Origin of the sequence: Saccharopolyspora erythraea NRRL 2338 (assembly GCF_000062885.1) — a bacterium.
Classification (GTDB): Bacteria; Actinomycetota; Actinomycetes; order Mycobacteriales; family Pseudonocardiaceae; genus Saccharopolyspora_D; species Saccharopolyspora_D erythraea.
In genome coordinates, this window is sequence record NC_009142.1 from 800,013 (window position 1) to 821,334 (window position 21,322).

Below are 21,322 nucleotides of genomic sequence, written 5' to 3' on the forward strand. Positions count from 1 at the left end.
TGGAGAAAAGGTGACTGACAGCGAGAAGGTGGCGGAGTACCTCCGTCGGGCGACGCTCGACCTGCGTGCCGCCCGGCAGCGCATCCGCGAGCTGGAATCCGACCCGATCGCCATCGTCAGCATGGCCTGCCGCCTGCCGGGCGGGGTGAACACCCCGCAGCGGCTGTGGGAGCTGCTGCGCGAGGGCGGTGAGACGCTGTCGGGCTTCCCCACCGACCGGGGCTGGGACCTGGCGCGGCTGCACCACCCCGACCCGGACAACCCCGGTACCAGCTACGTCGACAAGGGCGGGTTCCTCGACGACGCGGCGGGCTTCGACGCGGAGTTCTTCGGCGTCTCGCCGCGCGAGGCCGCGGCCATGGACCCGCAGCAGCGGCTGCTGCTGGAGACGAGCTGGGAGCTGGTGGAGAACGCCGGCATCGACCCGCACTCGCTGCGCGGTACCGCGACCGGCGTCTTCCTCGGAGTGGCGAAGTTCGGCTACGGCGAGGACACCGCCGCGGCGGAGGACGTCGAGGGCTACTCGGTCACCGGTGTGGCGCCCGCGGTCGCCTCCGGCCGCATCTCCTACACCATGGGCCTGGAGGGGCCGTCGATCAGCGTCGACACCGCGTGCTCGTCGTCGCTGGTGGCGCTGCACCTGGCGGTCGAGTCGCTGCGCAAGGGCGAGTCGTCGATGGCGGTCGTCGGCGGTGCCGCGGTGATGGCGACCCCGGGGGTGTTCGTCGACTTCAGCCGGCAGCGCGCGCTCGCCGCCGACGGGCGGTCGAAGGCGTTCGGTGCCGGCGCCGACGGGTTCGGCTTCTCCGAAGGCGTCACCCTGGTCCTGCTCGAGCGGCTGTCGGAGGCGCGGCGAAACGGGCACGAGGTGCTGGCGGTGGTTCGCGGCTCGGCGCTCAACCAGGACGGGGCCAGCAACGGGCTTTCCGCGCCGAGCGGGCCCGCGCAGCGCAGGGTCATCCGGCAGGCCCTCGAGAGCTGCGGTCTGGAGCCCGGCGACGTCGACGCGGTGGAGGCGCACGGCACCGGTACGGCGCTCGGCGACCCGATCGAGGCGAACGCGCTGCTGGACACCTACGGCCGCGACCGCGACGCCGACCGGCCGCTCTGGCTGGGCTCGGTGAAGTCCAACATCGGCCACACCCAGGCGGCAGCGGGCGTCACCGGCCTGCTGAAGGTGGTCCTGGCGCTGCGCAACGGGGAACTGCCCGCGACCCTGCACGTCGAGGAGCCCACGCCGCACGTCGACTGGTCGTCCGGCGGCGTGGCGCTGCTGGCGGGCAACCAGCCGTGGCGGCGCGGCGAGCGGACTCGGCGCGCCGCTGTTTCCGCGTTCGGGATCAGCGGGACGAATGCGCACGTGATCGTCGAGGAAGCTCCTGAGCGCGAGCACCGGGAGACCACCGCGCACGACGGCCGACCGGTTCCGCTGGTGGTGTCCGCGCGCAGCACGGCGGCGTTGCGGGCGCAGGCCGCCCAGATCGCCGAGCTGCTCGAACGCCCGGACGCCGACCTCGCCGGGGTCGGGCTGGGCCTGGCCACGACCCGCGCCCGCCACGAGCACCGCGCCGCCGTGGTGGCATCGACCCGCGAGGAAGCGGTGCGCGGACTGCGGGAGATCGCCGCCGGTGCCGCGACGGCCGACGCCGTGGTCGAGGGCGTCACCGAGGTGGACGGGCGCAACGTCGTCTTCCTGTTCCCGGGGCAGGGTTCGCAATGGGCCGGCATGGGTGCCGAGCTGCTGTCGTCGTCGCCGGTGTTCGCCGGGAAGATCCGGGCCTGCGACGAGTCGATGGCCCCGATGCAGGACTGGAAGGTCTCCGACGTGCTGCGTCAGGCGCCGGGGGCGCCGGGCCTGGACCGGGTCGACGTGGTGCAGCCGGTGTTGTTCGCGGTGATGGTGTCGCTGGCGGAGCTGTGGCGCTCGTACGGCGTGGAGCCCGCGGCGGTCGTGGGGCACTCGCAGGGCGAGATCGCCGCCGCGCACGTCGCCGGGGCGCTCACGTTGGAGGACGCGGCGAAGCTCGTCGTGGGCCGCAGCCGCCTGATGCGGTCGCTCTCCGGGGAGGGCGGCATGGCCGCCGTCGCGCTGGGCGAGGCCGCGGTGCGCGAGCGCCTGCGGCCGTGGCAGGACCGGCTCTCGGTGGCCGCGGTCAACGGTCCCCGGTCGGTCGTGGTCTCCGGCGAGCCCGGCGCGCTGCGGGCGTTTTCCGAGGACTGCGCGGCCGAGGGCATCCGCGTCCGCGACATCGACGTGGACTACGCCTCGCACTCGCCGCAGATCGAGCGGGTCCGCGAGGAACTCCTCGAAACGACCGGCGACATCGCGCCGCGCCCGGCGCGGGTGACGTTCCACTCCACTGTGGAGTCGCGGTCTATGGACGGCACCGAGCTGGATGCCCGGTACTGGTACCGCAACCTGCGCGAGACGGTGCGCTTCGCCGACGCCGTGACGCGGCTGGCGGAGTCGGGATACGACGCGTTCATCGAGGTCAGCCCGCATCCGGTCGTGGTCCAGGCCGTCGAGGAGGCGGTCGAAGAGGCTGACGGTGCCGAAGACGCGGTCGTAGTCGGCTCGCTGCACCGCGACGGCGGTGACCTCTCGGCCTTCCTGCGGTCGATGGCCACCGCGCACGTGTCCGGTGTGGACATCAGGTGGGACGTCGCTCTGCCCGGCGCCGCGCCCTTCGCGCTGCCGACGTATCCGTTCCAGCGCAAGCGCTACTGGCTCCAGCCCGCCGCACCCGCCGCCGCCTCCGACGAGCTGGCCTACCGCGTTTCCTGGACTCCGATCGAAAAGCCGGAGTCGGGAAACCTGGACGGCGACTGGTTGGTTGTCACACCCCTCATCAGTCCGGAGTGGACGGAAATGCTGTGCGAGGCCATCAACGCCAACGGTGGCAGGGCGTTGCGCTGCGAGGTGGACACGTCCGCTTCGCGCACTGAGATGGCCCAGGCCGTCGCACAGGCCGGAACGGGATTCCGGGGCGTGCTCTCGTTGCTGTCGTCGGACGAATCCGCCTGCCGTCCGGGGGTTCCTGCCGGTGCGGTCGGCCTGCTCACCCTGGTCCAGGCGCTGGGCGATGCCGGGGTCGACGCACCGGTGTGGTGCCTGACCCAGGGTGCGGTCCGCACTCCCGCCGACGACGACCTCGCCCGGCCTGCGCAGACCACCGCGCACGGCTTCGCGCAGGTCGCCGGGCTGGAGCTGCCGGGCCGCTGGGGCGGTGTGGTCGACCTGCCCGAATCGGTCGACGACGCGGCGCTGCGTCTGCTCGTGGCAGTCCTGCGCGGCGGCGGCCGTGCCGAGGACCACCTCGCGGTCCGGGACGGCCGCCTCCACGGCCGTCGCGTCGTCCGCGCAAGCCTGCCGCAGTCCGGCTCGCGGAGCTGGACCCCGCACGGGACCGTGCTGGTCACCGGCGCGGCGAGCCCCGTCGGCGACCAACTGGTGCGGTGGCTCGCCGACCGGGGAGCCGAGCGGCTGGTGCTGGCCGGAGCCTGTCCGGGCGACGACCTGCTGGCCGCGGTCGAGGAAGCGGGCGCATCGGCCGTCGTGTGCGCCCAGGACGCGGCGGCGCTGCGCGAGGCGCTCGGCGACGAGCCGGTGACCGCGCTCGTGCACGCCGGAACCCTGACGAACTTCGGCAGCATCAGCGAAGTCGCACCGGAGGAGTTCGCCGAGACGATCGCGGCCAAGACCGCGTTGCTCGCCGTGCTGGACGAAGTCCTCGGCGACCGGGCCGTCGAGCGGGAGGTCTACTGCTCGTCGGTCGCCGGGATCTGGGGCGGCGCCGGGATGGCCGCCTACGCGGCAGGCAGCGCCTACCTCGACGCGCTGGCCGAGCACCACCGCGCGCGGGGCCGCTCGTGCACCTCGGTCGCCTGGACGCCGTGGGCGCTGCCGGGCGGGGCGGTGGACGACGGCTACCTGCGGGAACGCGGACTGCGCAGCCTCTCCGCCGACAGGGCGATGCGCACCTGGGAGCGGGTGCTGGCCGCCGGGCCGGTGTCGGTCGCGGTGGCCGACGTGGACTGGCCGGTGCTCAGCGAAGGCTTCGCCGCCACCCGGCCGACCGCGCTGTTCGCCGAACTCGCCGGCCGCGGCGGACAGGCGGAGGCCGAGCCGGACAGCGGACCGACCGGCGAGCCGGCACAACGGCTCGCGGGGCTTTCCCCGGACGAGCAGCAGGAAAACCTGCTCGAACTCGTCGCGAACGCGGTTGCCGAGGTGCTTGGCCACGAGTCCGCCGCCGAGATCAACGTGCGCCGCGCGTTCAGCGAGCTCGGACTCGACTCGCTCAACGCGATGGCCCTGCGCAAGCGCCTGTCGGCGAGCACCGGCCTGCGGCTGCCCGCGTCGCTGGTGTTCGACCACCCCACCGTCACCGCGCTCGCGCAGCACCTGCGCGCCCGGCTCGTCGGTGACGCCGACCAGGCCGCGGTGCGCGTCGTCGGCGCGGCCGACGAGTCCGAGCCCATCGCCATCGTCGGCATCGGCTGCCGTTTCCCCGGCGGCATCGGCTCGCCCGAGCAGTTGTGGCGGGTGCTGGCCGAGGGCGCGAACCTCACCACCGGCTTCCCGGCCGACCGGGGCTGGGACATCGGGCGGCTCTACCACCCGGACCCGGACAACCCCGGCACCAGCTACGTGGACAAGGGCGGGTTCCTCACCGACGCGGCGGATTTCGACCCGGGCTTCTTCGGCATCACGCCCCGCGAAGCGCTGGCGATGGACCCGCAGCAGCGCCTCATGCTGGAGACGGCGTGGGAGGCAGTGGAACGCGCGGGCATCGACCCCGACGCCCTGCGAGGCACCGACACCGGCGTCTTCGTCGGCATGAACGGCCAGTCCTACATGCAGCTGCTGGCCGGTGAGGCCGAACGCGTCGACGGCTACCAGGGCCTCGGAAACTCCGCGAGCGTGCTCTCCGGGCGCATCGCCTACACCTTCGGCTGGGAGGGCCCGGCGCTGACGGTGGACACCGCGTGCTCGTCCTCGCTGGTCGGCATCCACCTCGCGATGCAGGCGCTGCGGCGCGGTGAGTGCTCCCTGGCGCTGGCCGGCGGCGTCACGGTCATGTCCGACCCGTACACCTTCGTCGACTTCAGCACGCAGCGCGGGCTCGCCTCCGACGGTCGCTGCAAGGCGTTCTCCGCGCGGGCCGACGGCTTCGCGCTGTCGGAAGGCGTCGCCGCGCTGGTGCTGGAGCCGCTTTCCCGGGCGCGCGCCAACGGGCACCAGGTGCTGGCCGTGCTGCGCGGCAGCGCGGTCAACCAGGACGGTGCCAGCAACGGTCTCGCCGCTCCCAACGGCCCGTCGCAGGAGCGGGTGATCCGGCAGGCGCTCGCCGCTTCGGGCGTGCCGGCCGCGGACGTCGACGTCGTGGAGGCGCACGGGACGGGCACCGAGCTCGGCGACCCGATCGAGGCCGGCGCGCTCATCGCGACCTACGGCCAGGACCGCGACCGGCCGCTGCGGCTCGGCTCGGTGAAGACCAACATCGGCCACACCCAGGCCGCGGCGGGCGCCGCGGGCGTGATCAAGGTCGTGCTGGCGATGCGGCACGGGATGCTGCCCCGGTCGTTGCACGCCGACGAGCTGTCCCCGCACATCGACTGGGAGTCGGGGGCCGTGGAGGTGCTGCGCGAGGAGGTGCCGTGGCCGGCGGGTGAGCGCCCCCGGCGGGCGGGGGTGTCGTCCTTCGGCGTCAGCGGAACCAACGCGCACGTGATCGTCGAAGAGGCACCAGCAGAGCAGGAGGCCGCCCGCACCGAGCGCGGTCCGCTGCCGTTCGTGCTGTCCGGCCGCAGCGAAGCCGTGGTCGCGGCCCAGGCCCGCGCGCTCGCCGAGCACCTGCGCGACACCCCGGAGCTCGGCCTGACCGACGCGGCGTGGACGCTCGCGACCGGCAGGGCGCGGTTCGACGTGCGAGCCGCCGTGCTCGGCGACGACCGCGCGGGCGTGTGCGCGGAGCTGGACGCGCTGGCCGAGGGCCGCCCGTCGGCCGACGCCGTCGCGCCGGTGACCTCCGCGCCGCGCAAGCCGGTCCTGGTCTTCCCCGGCCAGGGCGCGCAGTGGGTCGGCATGGCACGCGATCTGCTGGAATCCTCCGAGGTGTTCGCCGAGTCGATGAGCCGGTGCGCCGAGGCGCTCTCGCCGCACACCGACTGGAAGTTGCTCGACGTCGTCCGCGGCGACGGCGGTCCCGACCCGCACGAGCGCGTCGACGTGCTCCAGCCGGTGCTCTTCTCGATCATGGTCTCGCTGGCCGAGCTGTGGCGCGCGCACGGCGTGACCCCGGCCGCCGTCGTCGGCCACTCGCAGGGCGAGATCGCCGCGGCGCACGTGGCGGGCGCGCTGTCGCTGGAAGCCGCCGCGAAGGTGGTGGCCCTGCGCAGCCAGGTGTTGCGCGAGCTCGACGACCAGGGCGGCATGGTGTCGGTCGGCGCGTCCCGCGACGAGCTGGAGACCGTGCTCGCGCGCTGGGACGGCCGTGTCGCGGTGGCCGCCGTGAACGGGCCTGGCACCAGCGTCGTTGCCGGGCCGACCGCGGAGCTGGACGAGTTCTTCGCCGAGGCCGAGGCGCGGGAGATGAAGCCGCGCCGGATCGCCGTGCGCTACGCCTCCCACTCCCCGGAGGTGGCGCGCATCGAGGACCGGCTCGCGGCCGAGCTGGGCACCATCACCGCCGTGCGGGGCTCGGTGCCGCTGCACTCCACGGTGACCGGCGAGGTCATCGACACCTCCGCGATGGACGCCTCCTACTGGTACCGCAACCTGCGCCGACCAGTGCTCTTCGAGCAGGCGGTGCGCGGTCTGGTCGAGCAGGGCTTCGACACCTTCGTCGAGGTGAGCCCGCACCCGGTGCTGCTGATGGCGGTCGAGGAGACCGCCGAGCACGCGGGCGCGGAAGTCACCTGCGTGCCGACGCTGCGCCGCGAGCAGAGCGGACCGCACGAGTTCCTGCGCAACCTGCTGCGGGCTCACGTGCACGGCGTCGGCGCCGACCTGCGTCCGGCGGTGGCCGGGGGACGGCCGGCCGAGCTGCCCACCTACCCGTTCGAACACCAGCGCTTCTGGCCGCGGCCGCACCGGCCCGCCGACGTCTCGGCGCTGGGCGTGCGCGGCGCGGAGCACCCGCTGCTGCTCGCCGCGGTCGACGTGCCGGGCCACGGCGGTGCGGTGTTCACCGGAAGGCTTTCCACCGACGAGCAGCCGTGGCTGGCCGAACACGTCGTGGGCGGCCGGACGCTGGTGCCGGGCAGCGTCCTGGTCGATCTCGCGCTCGCCGCGGGTGAGGACGTCGGGCTGCCGGTCCTGGAGGAACTGGTGTTGCAACGGCCGCTGGTGCTGGCCGGGGCGGGGGCGCTGCTGCGCATGTCGGTCGGCGCGCCCGACGAGTCGGGGCGGCGGACGATCGACGTCCACGCCGCCGAAGACGTGGCCGACCTCGCCGACGCGCAGTGGTCGCAGCACGCCACCGGGACGCTCGCGCAGGGCGTCGCCGCGGGTCCGAGGGATACCGAGCAGTGGCCGCCGGAGGACGCCGTCCGCATCCCGCTCGACGACCACTACGACGGCCTCGCCGAGCAGGGCTACGAGTACGGACCGTCGTTCCAGGCCCTGCGAGCCGCGTGGCGCAAGGACGACTCGGTCTACGCCGAGGTGTCCATCGCGGCGGACGAGGAAGGTTACGCGTTCCACCCGGTGCTGCTCGACGCCGTGGCGCAGACGCTCAGCCTGGGCGCCCTCGGCGAGCCGGGCGGGGGAAAGCTGCCGTTCGCGTGGAACACCGTGACCCTGCACGCCTCCGGGGCGACCTCGGTGCGGGTCGTGGCGACGCCCGCCGGGGCGGACGCGATGGCCCTGCGGGTCACCGACCCGGCAGGCCACCTGGTCGCCACGGTCGACTCGCTGGTCGTCCGCAGCACCGGGGAGAAGTGGGAGCAGCCCGAACCGCGCGGTGGCGAGGGCGAGCTGCACGCTCTGGACTGGGTACGGCTAGCCGAGCCCGGCTCGACCGGTCGTGTGGTCGCGGCCGATGCCTCGGACCTCGACGCCGTCCTGCGGTCCGGTGAACCCGAACCCGACGCGGTCCTGGTCCGCTACGAACCCGAAGGCGACGACCCCCGCGCCGCGGCCCGCCACGGCGTCCTCTGGGCCGCCGCGCTCGTGCGCCGCTGGCTCGAACAGGAGGAGCTGCCGGGCGCGACGCTGGTCATCGCCACGTCCGGCGCGGTCACCGTGTCCGACGACGACAGCGTTCCCGAACCCGGCGCCGCCGCGATGTGGGGCGTGATCCGCTGTGCGCAGGCCGAGTCGCCGGACCGGTTCGTGCTCCTCGACACCGACGCGGAACCTGGGATGCTGCCTGCGGTTCCGGACAACCCGCAGCTCGCGTTGCGCGGCGACGACGTCTTCGTGCCGCGCCTCTCGCCGCTCGCACCTTCCGCGCTGACGCTTCCGGCAGGCACCCAACGTCTCGTGCCGGGTGACGGGGCGATCGACTCCGTGGCCTTCGAGCCCGCACCCGACGTCGAGCAGCCGCTCCGGGCGGGCGAGGTCCGGGTGGACGTGCGCGCCACCGGAGTCAACTTCCGCGACGTCCTCCTCGCACTCGGCATGTATCCGCAGAAGGCGGACATGGGCACCGAGGCCGCCGGTGTCGTCACGGCGGTCGGACCGGACGTGGACGCCTTCGCGCCGGGAGACCGGGTGCTCGGCCTGTTCCAGGGAGCCTTCGCGCCGATCGCGGTCACCGATCACCGGCTCCTCGCACGAGTGCCGGACGGCTGGAGCGACGCCGACGCCGCGGCCGTGCCCATCGCCTACACCACGGCGCATTACGCGCTGCACGATCTCGCGGGGCTGCGCGCGGGTCAGTCGGTGCTCATCCACGCAGCGGCAGGCGGTGTCGGCATGGCGGCCGTCGCGCTGGCCCGCCGAGCGGGGGCGGAGGTGTTGGCCACCGCCGGCCCGGCCAAGCACGGGACGCTGCGGGCGCTCGGTCTCGACGACGAGCACATCGCTTCCTCCCGGGAGACCGGTTTCGCCCGGAAGTTCCGGGAGCGCACCGGAGGCCGCGGCGTGGACGTGGTGCTCAACTCGCTCACCGGGGAACTGCTCGACGAGTCCGCGGATCTGCTCGCCGAGGACGGCGTCTTCGTCGAGATGGGCAAGACCGACCTGCGGGACGCCGGGGACTTCCGGGGCCGATACGCCCCGTTCGACCTCGGCGAGGCGGGTGACGACCGGCTCGGGGAGATCCTGCGCGAGGTCGTCGGCCTGCTGGGCGCCGGGGAGCTCGACCGGCTCCCGGTATCGGCGTGGGAGCTGGGATCCGCGCCCGCGGCGTTGCAGCACATGAGCCGGGGCAGGCACGTCGGCAAGCTCGTGCTGACCCAGCCCGCGCCGGTGGACCCGGACGGCACGGTGCTGATCACGGGTGGCACCGGCACGCTCGGACGGCTGCTCGCGCGCCACCTCGTCACCGAGCACGGCGTGCGGCACCTGCTGCTGGTCAGCAGGCGCGGCGCGGACGCGCCGGGTTCCGACGAGCTGCGCGCGGAGATCGAGGACTTGGGCGCGTCCGCGGAGATCGCGGCTTGCGACACCGCCGACCGCGACGCGCTTTCGGCGCTGCTGGACGGGCTGCCCCGGCCGCTGACCGGTGTCGTGCACGCGGCGGGTGTGCTGGCCGACGGGCTGGTCACCTCCATCGACGAGCCGGCGGTGGAGCAGGTGCTGCGCGCCAAGGTCGACGCGGCGTGGAACCTGCACGAGCTGACCGCGAACACCGGTCTGAGCTTCTTCGTGCTGTTCTCGTCCGCGGCGTCGGTGCTAGCCGGCCCGGGGCAGGGCGTGTACGCGGCCGCGAACGAGTCGCTCAACGCGCTGGCTGCCCTCCGGAGGACGCGCGGCCTTCCCGCGAAGGCGCTCGGATGGGGACTGTGGGCGCAGGCCAGCGAGATGACCAGCGGACTCGGCGACCGCATCGCCCGGACCGGGGTCGCCGCGCTGCCGACCGAGCGGGCGCTCGCACTGTTCGACAGCGCCCTGCGCCGCGGCGGTGAGGTCGTGTTCCCGCTGTCCATCAACCGTTCCGCGCTGCGCAGGGCCGAGTTCGTGCCGGAGGTCCTGCGCGGCATGGTCAGGGCGAAGCTGCGCGCCGCCGGGCAGGCCGAGGCGGCAGGGCCGAACGTGGTCGACCGGCTCGCCGGTCGGTCCGAGTCCGACCAGGTCGCCGGGCTGGCCGAACTGGTGCGTTCACACGCGGCGGCGGTCTCCGGGTACGGCTCGGCCGACCAGCTCCCCGAGCGCAAGGCGTTCAAGGACCTCGGTTTCGACTCGCTGGCCGCGGTGGAGCTGCGCAACCGCCTCGGTACCGCGACCGGCGTGCGGCTGCCCAGCACGTTGGTGTTCGACCACCCGACTCCGCTGGCGGTGGCCGAACACCTGCGGGACAGGCTGTTCGCGGCCTCACCGGCGGTGGACATCGGCGACCGGCTGGACGAGCTGGAGAAGGCGCTCGAAGCCCTGTCCGCCGAGGACGGGCACGACGACGTGGGCCAGCGCCTGGAGTCGCTGCTGCGCCGGTGGAACAGCAGGCGGGCGGACGCCCCGAGCACGTCCGCGATCAGCGAGGACGCCAGTGACGACGAGCTGTTCTCGATGCTCGACCAGCGGTTCGGCGGGGGAGAGGACCTGTAGATGAGCGGTGACAACGGCATGACCGAGGAAAAGCTCCGGCGCTACCTCAAGCGCACCGTCACCGAGCTCGACTCGGTGACCGCGCGCCTGCGTGAAGTCGAGCACCGGGCCGGTGAGCCGATCGCGATCGTCGGCATGGCGTGCCGGTTCCCCGGCGACGTGGACTCGCCGGAGTCGTTCTGGGAGTTCGTGTCCGGCGGCGGGGACGCCATCGCGGAGGCCCCCGCCGACCGCGGCTGGGAGCCGGACCCCGACGCGCGGCTGGGCGGGATGCTCGCGGCCGCGGGCGACTTCGACGCGGGCTTCTTCGGGATCTCGCCGCGCGAGGCGCTGGCGATGGACCCGCAGCAGCGGATCATGCTGGAGATCTCGTGGGAGGCGCTGGAGCGCGCCGGCCACGATCCGGTGTCCCTGCGCGGCAGCGCGACCGGGGTGTTCACCGGTGTCGGCACCGTGGACTACGGCCCGCGACCCGACGAGGCCCCGGACGAGGTCCTGGGCTACGTCGGCACCGGCACCGCCTCCAGCGTCGCCTCCGGCCGGGTCGCCTACTGCCTGGGCCTGGAAGGCCCGGCGATGACCGTCGACACCGCCTGTTCCTCCGGGCTCACCGCCCTGCACCTGGCGATGGAGTCGCTGCGCCGGGACGAGTGCGGCCTGGCGCTGGCCGGCGGCGTGACGGTGATGAGCAGTCCCGGGGCGTTCACCGAGTTCCGCAGCCAGGGCGGGCTCGCCGCCGACGGCCGCTGCAAGCCGTTCTCGAAGGCCGCCGACGGGTTCGGCCTGGCCGAGGGTGCCGGGGTCCTGGTGCTGCAACGGCTGTCGGCCGCGCGGCGGGAGGGCAGACCGGTGCTGGCCGTGCTGCGGGGCTCGGCGGTCAACCAGGACGGCGCCAGCAACGGGCTGACCGCGCCGAGCGGACCCGCGCAGCAGCGGGTCATCCGCCGGGCGCTGGAGAACGCCGGTGTCCGGGCGGGCGACGTCGACTACGTGGAGGCCCACGGCACCGGCACCAGGCTGGGCGACCCCATCGAGGTGCACGCGCTGCTCTCGACCTACGGCGCGGAACGCGACCCGGACGATCCACTGTGGATCGGTTCGGTCAAGTCCAACATCGGCCACACCCAGGCCGCCGCCGGCGTCGCCGGGGTGATGAAGGCGGTGCTGGCGCTGCGGCACGGCGAGATGCCGCGCACGCTGCACTTCGACGAGCCCTCGCCGCAGATCGAGTGGGACCTGGGCGCGGTGTCGGTGGTGTCGCAGGCGCGGTCGTGGCCCGCCGGCGAGAGGCCCCGCAGGGCGGGCGTCTCCTCGTTCGGCATCAGCGGCACCAACGCGCACGTCATCGTCGAAGAGGCGCCCGAGGCCGACGAGCCCGAGCCGGCACCCGACTCGGGTCCGGTCCCGCTGGTGTTGTCCGGCCGCGACGAGCAGGCGATGCGGGCGCAGGCGGGACGGCTGGCAGACCACCTCGCCCGCGAGCCGCGGAACTCGTTGCGCGACACCGGTTTCACGCTGGCCACCCGCCGCAGCGCGTGGGAGCACCGCGCGGTGGTGGTCGGCGACCGCGACGACGCCCTCGCCGGGCTGCGCGCGGTGGCCGACGGCCGCATCGCCGACCGGACGGCCACCGGGCAGGCCCGAACTCGCCGCGGCGTCGCGATGGTGTTCCCCGGCCAGGGCGCGCAGTGGCAGGGGATGGCCCGCGACCTGCTGCGGGAGTCGCAGGTATTCGCCGACTCGATCCGCGACTGCGAGCGGGCGCTGGCCCCGCACGTCGACTGGTCGCTGACCGACCTGCTCAGCGGCGCGCGACCGCTGGACCGGGTCGACGTCGTCCAGCCCGCGCTCTTCGCCGTCATGGTGTCGCTGGCGGCGCTGTGGCGCTCCCACGGCGTCGAGCCCGCCGCGGTCGTCGGCCACTCGCAGGGCGAGATCGCCGCCGCGCACGTCGCCGGCGCGCTCACCCTGGAGGACGCCGCCAAGCTCGTCGCGGTCCGGAGCCGGGTCCTGCGCCGGCTCGGCGGCCAGGGCGGCATGGCGTCGTTCGGGCTGGGCACCGAGCAGGCGGCCGAACGGATCGGGCGCTTCGCGGGCGCGCTCTCCATCGCCTCGGTCAACGGCCCCCGGTCGGTCGTCGTCGCGGGGGAGAGCGGGCCGCTGGACGAGCTGATCGCCGAGTGCGAGGCCGAAGGCATAACGGCGCGCCGCATCCCCGTCGACTACGCCTCCCACTCACCGCAGGTGGAGTCGCTGCGCGAGGAGCTGCTGACCGAGCTGGCGGGCATCTCCCCGGTGTCGGCGGACGTGGCGCTCTACTCGACCACGACCGGGCAGCCCATCGACACCGCCACGATGGACACCGCCTACTGGTACGCGAACCTGCGCGAGCAGGTCCGCTTCCAGGACGCGACGCGGCAGCTCGCCGAGGCGGGGTTCGACGCGTTCGTCGAGGTCAGCCCGCATCCGGTGCTGACCGTCGGCATCGAGGCCACGCTGGACTCCGCGCTCCCGGCCGACGCCGGCGCCTGCGTCGTGGGCACCCTGCGGCGGGACCGCGGCGGCCTGGCCGACTTCCACACCGCGCTCGGCGAGGCGTACGCGCAGGGCGTGGAGGTCGACTGGAGCCCCGCCTTCGCCGACGCGCGGCCGGTCGAGCTGCCCGTCTACCCGTTCCAGCGGCAGCGGTACTGGCTGCCCATCCCCACCGGCGGGCGCGCACGGGACGAGGACGACGACTGGCGCTACCAGGTCGTATGGCGGGAAGCCGAGTGGGAGAGCGCTTCGCTGGCCGGACGCGTGCTGCTGGTGACCGGACCGGGCGTGCCGTCCGAGTTGTCGGACGCCATCCGAAGTGGACTGGAGCAGAGCGGTGCGACGGTCCTGACCTGCGACGTGGAATCCCGTTCGACCATCGGCACCGCACTGGAGGCCGCCGACACCGACGCTCTGTCCACTGTGGTGTCGCTGCTGTCCCGCGACGGCGAGGCCGTCGATCCGTCGCTGGACGCGCTCGCCCTGGTCCAGGCCCTCGGAGCGGCCGGGGTCGAAGCACCGCTGTGGGTGCTGACCCGCAACGCCGTGCAGGTGGCCGACGGCGAACTGGTCGATCCGGCGCAGGCCATGGTGGGCGGTCTCGGCCGCGTGGTCGGCATCGAGCAGCCGGGGCGCTGGGGCGGTCTGGTGGACCTGGTCGACGCCGATGCCGCGTCGATCCGGTCGCTGGCCGCGGTGCTGGCGGACCCGCGCGGCGAGGAGCAGGTCGCGATCCGGGCGGACGGGATCAAGGTGGCGAGGCTCGTGCCCGCCCCCGCCCGCGCCGCACGCACCCGCTGGAGCCCTCGCGGCACCGTGCTGGTCACCGGCGGCACCGGAGGGATCGGCGCGCACGTCGCCCGCTGGCTGGCCCGCTCGGGCGCCGAGCACCTGGTGCTGCTGGGCAGGCGCGGTGCCGACGCACCCGGCGCGTCCGAGCTGAGGGAGGAGCTGACCGCGCTCGGCACGGGCGTGACCATCGCCGCCTGCGACGTCGCCGACCGGGCGCGGCTCGAAGCGGTGCTCGCCGCGGAGCGCGCCGAGGGACGCACGGTCAGCGCCGTGATGCACGCGGCGGGGGTTTCCACGTCCACGCCCCTCGACGACCTCACCGAAGCCGAGTTCACCGAGATCGCCGACGTGAAGGTGCGCGGCACCGTCAACCTGGACGAGCTCTGCCCGGACCTCGACGCGTTCGTGTTGTTCTCCTCCAACGCGGGCGTGTGGGGCAGTCCGGGGCTCGCCTCCTACGCGGCGGCCAACGCCTTCCTCGACGGCTTCGCGCGGCGGCGCCGGAGCGAGGGCGCGCCGGTGACGTCCATCGCCTGGGGGCTCTGGGCCGGGCAGAACATGGCCGGGGACGAGGGCGGCGAGTACCTGCGCAGCCAGGGCCTGCGGGCCATGGACCCGGATCGGGCCGTCGAGGAACTGCACATCACCCTCGACCACGGTCAGACGTCCGTGTCGGTCGTGGACATGGATCGCAGGCGGTTCGTCGAGCTGTTCACCGCGGCCCGGCACCGGCCGCTGTTCGACGAGATCGCCGGTGCCCGGGCGGAAGCCCGGCAGAGCGAGGAGGGCCCGGCGCTCGCCCAGCGGCTCGCGGCGCTGTCGACGGCCGAGAGGCGCGAGCACCTCGCCCACCTGATCCGCGCCGAGGTCGCCGCGGTGCTCGGCCACGGCGACGACGCGGCGATCGACCGCGACCGCGCCTTCCGCGACCTCGGCTTCGACTCCATGACCGCCGTCGACCTGCGGAACCGGCTCGCCGCGGTGACCGGGGTGCGGGAAGCCGCGACGGTGGTCTTCGACCACCCGACCATCACCCGGCTCGCCGACCACTACCTGGAGCGGCTCGTCGGCGCAGCAGAGGCGGAGCAAGCCCCGGCGCTCGTGCGCGAGGTGCCGAAGGATGCCGACGACCCGATCGCGATCGTCGGCATGGCCTGCCGCTTCCCCGGCGGCGTGCACAACCCCGGTGAGCTGTGGGAGTTCATCGTCGGCGGCGGAGACGCCGTGACGGAGATGCCCACCGACCGCGGCTGGGACCTCGACGCGCTGTTCGACCCCGACCCGCAGCGCCACGGAACCAGCTACTCGCGACACGGCGCGTTCCTCGACGGGGCCGCCGACTTCGACGCGGCGTTCTTCGGGATCTCGCCGCGCGAGGCGCTGGCGATGGACCCGCAGCAGCGCCAGGTCCTGGAAACGACGTGGGAGCTGTTCGAGAACGCCGGCATCGACCCGCACTCGCTGCGGGGCAGCGACACCGGCGTCTTCCTCGGCGCCGCGTACCAGGGCTACGGCCAGGACGCGGTGGTGCCCGAGGACAGCGAGGGCTACCTGCTCACCGGCAACTCCTCCGCCGTGGTGTCCGGCCGGGTCGCCTACGTGCTGGGGCTGGAAGGCCCCGCGGTCACGGTGGACACGGCGTGTTCGTCGTCGTTGGTGGCCTTGCATTCGGCGTGTGGGTCGTTGCGTGACGGTGACTGCGGTCTTGCGGTGGCCGGTGGTGTGTCGGTGATGGCGGGCCCGGAGGTGTTCACCGAGTTCTCCCGCCAGGGCGGCTTGGCCGTGGACGGGCGCTGCAAGGCGTTCTCCGCGGAGGCCGACGGCTTCGGTTTCGCCGAGGGCGTCGCGGTGGTCCTGCTCCAGCGGTTGTCCGACGCCCGCAGGGCGGGTCGCCAGGTGCTCGGCGTGGTCGCGGGCTCGGCGATCAACCAGGACGGCGCGAGCAACGGTCTCGCGGCGCCGAGCGGCGTCGCCCAGCAGCGCGTGATCCGCAAGGCGTGGGCGCGTGCGGGGATCACGGGCGCGGATGTGGCCGTGGTGGAGGCGCATGGGACCGGTACGCGGCTGGGCGATCCGGTGGAGGCGTCGGCGTTGCTGGCTACTTACGGCAAGTCGCGCGGGTCGTCGGGCCCGGTGCTGCTGGGTTCGGTGAAGTCGAACATCGGTCACGCGCAGGCGGCCGCGGGTGTCGCGGGCGTGATCAAGGTGGTCCTGGGGTTGAACCGCGGCCTGGTGCCGCCGATGCTCTGCCGCGGCGAGCGGTCGCCGCTGATCGAATGGTCCTCGGGTGGTGTGGAACTTGCCGAGGCCGTGAGCCCGTGGCCTCCGGCCGCGGACGGGGTGCGCCGGGCCGGTGTGTCGGCGTTCGGGGTGAGCGGGACGAACGCGCACGTGATCATCGCCGAGCCCCCGGAGCCCGAGCCGCTGCCGGAACCCGGACCGGTGGGCGTGCTGGCCGCTGCGAACTCGGTGCCCGTACTGCTGTCGGCCAGGACCGAGACCGCGTTGGCAGCGCAGGCGCGGCTCCTGGAGTCCGCAGTGGACGACTCGGTTCCGTTGACGGCATTGGCTTCCGCGCTGGCCACCGGACGCGCCCACCTGCCGCGTCGTGCGGCGTTGCTGGCAGGCGACCACGAACAGCTCCGCGGGCAGTTGCGAGCGGTCGCCGAGGGCGTTGCGGCTCCCGGTGCCACCACCGGAACCGCCTCCGCCGGCGGCGTGGTTTTCGTCTTCCCAGGTCAGGGTGCTCAGTGGGAGGGCATGGCCCGGGGCTTGCTCTCGGTCCCCGTCTTCGCCGAGTCGATCGCCGAGTGCGATGCGGTGTTGTCGGAGGTGGCCGGGTTCTCGGCCTCCGAAGTGCTGGAGCAGCGTCCGGACGCGCCGTCGCTGGAGCGGGTCGACGTCGTACAGCCGGTGTTGTTCTCCGTGATGGTGTCGCTGGCGCGGCTGTGGGGCGCTTGCGGAGTCAGCCCCTCGGCCGTCATCGGCCATTCGCAGGGCGAGATCGCCGCCGCGGTGGTGGCCGGGGTGTTGTCGCTGGAGGACGGCGTGCGCGTCGTGGCCCTGCGCGCGAAGGCGTTGCGTGCGCTGGCGGGCAAGGGCGGCATGGTCTCGTTGGCGGCTCCCGGTGAACGCGCCCGCGCGCTGATCGCACCGTGGGAGGACCGGATCTCCGTCGCGGCGGTCAACTCCCCGTCCTCGGTCGTGGTCTCCGGCGATCCGGAGGCGCTGGCCGAACTCGTCGCACGTTGCGAGGACGAGGGCGTGCGCGCCAAGACGCTCCCGGTGGACTACGCCTCGCACTCCCGCCACGTCGAGGAGATCCGCGAGACGATCCTCGCCGACCTCGACGGCATCTCCGCGCGGCGTGCCGCCATCCCGCTCTACTCCACGCTGCACGGCGAACGGCGCGACGGCGCCGACATGGGTCCGCGGTACTGGTACGACAACCTGCGCTCCCAGGTGCGCTTCGACGAGGCGGTCTCGGCCGCCGTCGCCGACGGTCACGCCACCTTCGTCGAGATGAGCCCGCACCCGGTGCTCACCGCGGCGGTGCAGGAGATCGCCGCGGACGCCGTGGCCATCGGGTCGCTGCACCGCGACACCGCGGAGGAGCACCTGATCGCCGAGCTCGCCCGGGCGCACGTGCACGGCGTGGCCGTGGACTGGCGGAACGTCTTCCCGGCGGCACCTCCGGTGGCGCTGCCCAACTACCCGTTCGAGCCCCAGCGGTACTGGCTCGCGCCGGAGGTGTCCGACCAGCTCGCCGACAGCCGCTACCGCGTCGACTGGCGACCGCTGGCCACCACGCCGGTGGACCTGGAAGGCGGCTTCCTGGTCCACGGGTCCGCACCGGAGTCGCTGACCAGCGCAGTCGAGAAGGCCGGAGGCCGCGTCGTGCCGGTCGCCTCGGCCGACCGCGAAGCGCTCGCGGCGGCCCTGCGGGAGGTGCCGGGCGAGGTCGCCGGCGTGCTCTCGGTCCACACCGGCGCCGCAACGCACCTCGCCCTGCACCAGTCGCTGGGTGAGGCCGGCGTGCGGGCCCCGCTCTGGCTGGTCACCAGCCGAGCGGTCGCGCTCGGGGAGTCCGAGCCGGTCGATCCCGAGCAGGCGATGGTGTGGGGTCTCGGGCGCGTCATGGGCCTGGAGACCCCGGAACGGTGGGGCGGTCTGGTGGACCTGCCCGCCGAACCCGCGCCGGGGGACGGCGAGGCGTTCGTCGCCTGCCTCGGCGCGGACGGCCACGAGGACCAGGTCGCGATCCGTGACCACGCCCGCTACGGCCGCCGCCTCGTCCGCGCCCCGCTGGGCACCCGCGAGTCGAGCTGGGAGCCGGCGGGCACGGCGCTGGTCACCGGCGGCACCGGTGCGCTCGGCGGCCACGTCGCCCGCCACCTCGCCAGGTGCGGGGTGGAGGACCTGGTGCTGGTCAGCAGGCGCGGCGTCGACGCTCCCGGCGCGGCCGAGCTGGAAGCCGAACTGGTCGCCCTCGGCGCGAAGACGACCATCACCGCCTGCGACGTGGCCGACCGCGAGCAGCTCTCCAAGCTGCTGGAAGAACTGCGCGGGCAGGGACGTCCGGTGCGGACCGTCGTGCACACCGCCGGGGTGCCCGAATCGAGGCCGCTGCACGAGATCGGCGAGCTGGAGTCGGTCTGCGCGGCGAAGGTGACCGGGGCCCGGCTGCTCGACGAGCTGTGCCCGGACGCCGAGACCTTCGTCCTGTTCTCGTCCGGAGCGGGGGTGTGGGGCAGTGCGAACCTCGGCGCCTACTCCGCGGCCAACGCCTACCTCGACGCGCTGGCCCACCGCCGCCGTGCGGAAGGCCGTGCGGCGACGTCCGTCGCGTGGGGCGCCTGGGCGGGCGAGGGCATGGCCACCGGCGACCTCGAGGGGCTCACCCGGCGCGGCCTGCGCCCGATGGCGCCCGAGCGCGCGATCCGCGCGCTGCACCAGGCGCTGGACAACGGCGACACGTGCGTTTCGATCGCCGACGTCGACTGGGAGCGCTTCGCGGTCGGCTTCACCGCCGCCCGGCCGCGTCCGCTGCTGGACGAGCTCGTCACGCCGGCGGTGGGGGCCGTCCCCGCGGTGCAGGCGGCCCCGGCGCGGGAGATGACGTCGCAGGAGTTGCTGGAGTTCACGCACTCGCACGTCGCGGCGATCCTCGGGCATTCCAGCCCGGACGCGGTCGGGCAGGACCAGCCGTTCACCGAGCTCGGCTTCGACTCGCTGACCGCGGTCGGGCTGCGCAACCAGCTCCAGCAGGCCACCGGGCTCGCGCTGCCCGCGACCCTGGTGTTCGAGCACCCCACGGTCCGCAGGTTGGCCGACCACATAGGACAGCAGCTCGACAGCGGGACTCCCGCCCGGGAAGCGAGCAGCGCTCTTCGCGACGGCTACCGGCAGGCGGGCGTGTCGGGCAGGGTCCGGTCCTACCTCGACCTGCTGGCGGGGCTGTCGGACTTCCGCGAGCACTTCGACGGCTCCGACGGGTTCTCCCTCGATCTCGTGGACATGGCCGACGGTCCCGGAGAGGTCACGGTGATCTGCTGCGCGGGAACGGCGGCGATCTCCGGTCCGCACGAGTTCACCCGGCTCGCCGGGGCGCTGCGCGGAATCGCTCCGGTTCGGGCCGTGCCCCAGCCCGGCTACGAGGAGGGCGAACCTCTGCCGTCGTCGATGGCGGCGGTGGCGGCGGTGCAGGCCGATGCGGTCATCAGGACACAGGGGGACAAGCCGTTCGTGGTGGCCGGTCACTCCGCGGGGGCACTGATGGCCTACGCGCTGGCGACCGAACTGCTCGATCGCGGGCACCCGCCACGCGGTGTCGTCCTGATCGACGTCTACCCGCCCGGTCACCAGGACGCGATGAACGCCTGGCTGGAGGAGCTGACCGCCACGCTGTTCGACCGCGAGACGGTGCGGATGGACGACACCAGGCTCACCGCCCTGGGCGCCTACGACCGCCTCACCGGTCAGTGGCGACCCCGGGAAACCGGGCTGCCGACGCTGCTGGTCAGCGCCGGCGAGCCGATGGGTCCGTGGCCCGACGACAGCTGGAAGCCGACGTGGCCCTTCGAGCACGACACCGTCGCCGTCCCCGGCGACCACTTCACGATGGTGCAGGAACACGCCGACGCGATCGCGCGGCACATCGACGCCTGGCTGGGCGGAGGGAATTCATGACCACGACCGATCGCGCCGGGCTGGGCAGGCAGCTCCAGATGATCCGCGGCCTGCACTGGGGTTACGGCAGCAACGGCGACCCTTACCCGATGCTGCTGTGCGGACACGACGACGACCCGCAGCGCCGGTACCGCTCGATGCGCGAGTCCGGTGTGCGGCGCAGCCGCACCGAGACGTGGGTGGTGGCCGACCACGCCACCGCCCGGCAGGTGCTCGACGACCCCGCGTTCACCCGCGCCACCGGACGCACACCGGAATGGATGCGGGCCGCGGGCGCGCCACCCGCCGAGTGGGCCCAGCCGTTCCGGGACGTGCACGCCGCGTCCTGGGAAGGCGAGGTCCCCGACGTCGGGGAACTGGCGGAGAGCTTCGCCGGTCTGCTCCCCGGCGCGGGCGCGCGGCTGGACCTGGTCGGCGACTTCGCCTGGCAGGTACCGGTGCAGGGCATGACCGCCGTGCTCGGCGCAGCCGGAGTGCTGCGCGGCGCCGCGTGGGACGCCCGCGTCAGCCTGGACGCCCAGCTCAGCCCGCAGCAGCTCGCGGTGACCGAAGCAGCGGTCGCGGCACTGCCCGCCGACCCCGCACTGCGCGCCCTGTTCGCCGGGGCCGAGATGACCGCGAACACCGTGGTCGACGCGGTCCTGGCCGTCTCGGCCGAACCGGGGCTGGCCGAACGGATCGCCGACGACCCCGCCGCCGCGCAGCGAACCGTCGCCGAGGTGCTGCGCCTGCACCCGGCATTGCACCTGGAGCGGCGCACGGCCACCGCAGAGGTGCGGCTCGGCGAGCACGTGATCGGCGAAGGCGAGGAGGTCGTGGTCGTCGTCGCGGCGGCCAACCGCGACCCGGAGGTCTTCGCCGAGCCCGACCGCCTCGACGTGGACCGCCCCGACGCCGACCGCGCGCTGTCGGCACATCGCGGCCACCCCGGCAGGCTGGAGGAGCTGGTCACCGCGCTCGCCACCGCCGCACTGCGGGCCGCGGCCAAGGCGCTGCCCGGACTCACGCCCAGCGGCCCGGTCGTCCGGCGCCGCCGATCACCCGTCCTGCGGGGAACCAACCGCTGCCCCGTCGAGCTCTGAGGTAACCGCG

2 protein-coding genes and 1 pseudogene are annotated in these 21,322 nt (G+C 74.0%); all 3 read left to right on the forward strand.

Annotated elements, in window-relative coordinates; translation table 11 throughout:
* Window positions 1-19 precede the first annotated feature (19 nt).
* Window positions 20-10,714, forward strand: a pseudogene (locus tag SACE_RS03545) (SDR family NAD(P)-dependent oxidoreductase); the annotation flags it as partial.
* A complete protein-coding gene (locus SACE_RS37120; RefSeq protein WP_011873139.1) occupies window positions 10,715-20,230 on the forward strand; it encodes a type I polyketide synthase in 9,516 nt (3,171 codons plus the stop codon).
* A complete protein-coding gene (locus SACE_RS03555; protein ID WP_009950404.1) occupies window positions 20,227-21,312 on the forward strand; it encodes a cytochrome P450 family protein in 1,086 nt (361 codons plus the stop codon). Before SACE_RS37120 ends, SACE_RS03555 begins: the two co-directional genes overlap by 4 nt.
* Window positions 21,313-21,322 lie beyond the last annotated feature (10 nt).

Coding starts and splice junctions, on each gene's coding strand:
- SACE_RS03555 (WP_009950404.1), top strand. CDS start 20,227: ATGACCACGACCGATCGCGCCGGGCTGGGCAGGCAGCTCCAGATGATC.
- SACE_RS37120 (WP_011873139.1), top strand. CDS start 10,715: ATGAGCGGTGACAACGGCATGACCGAGGAAAAGCTCCGGCGCTACCTC.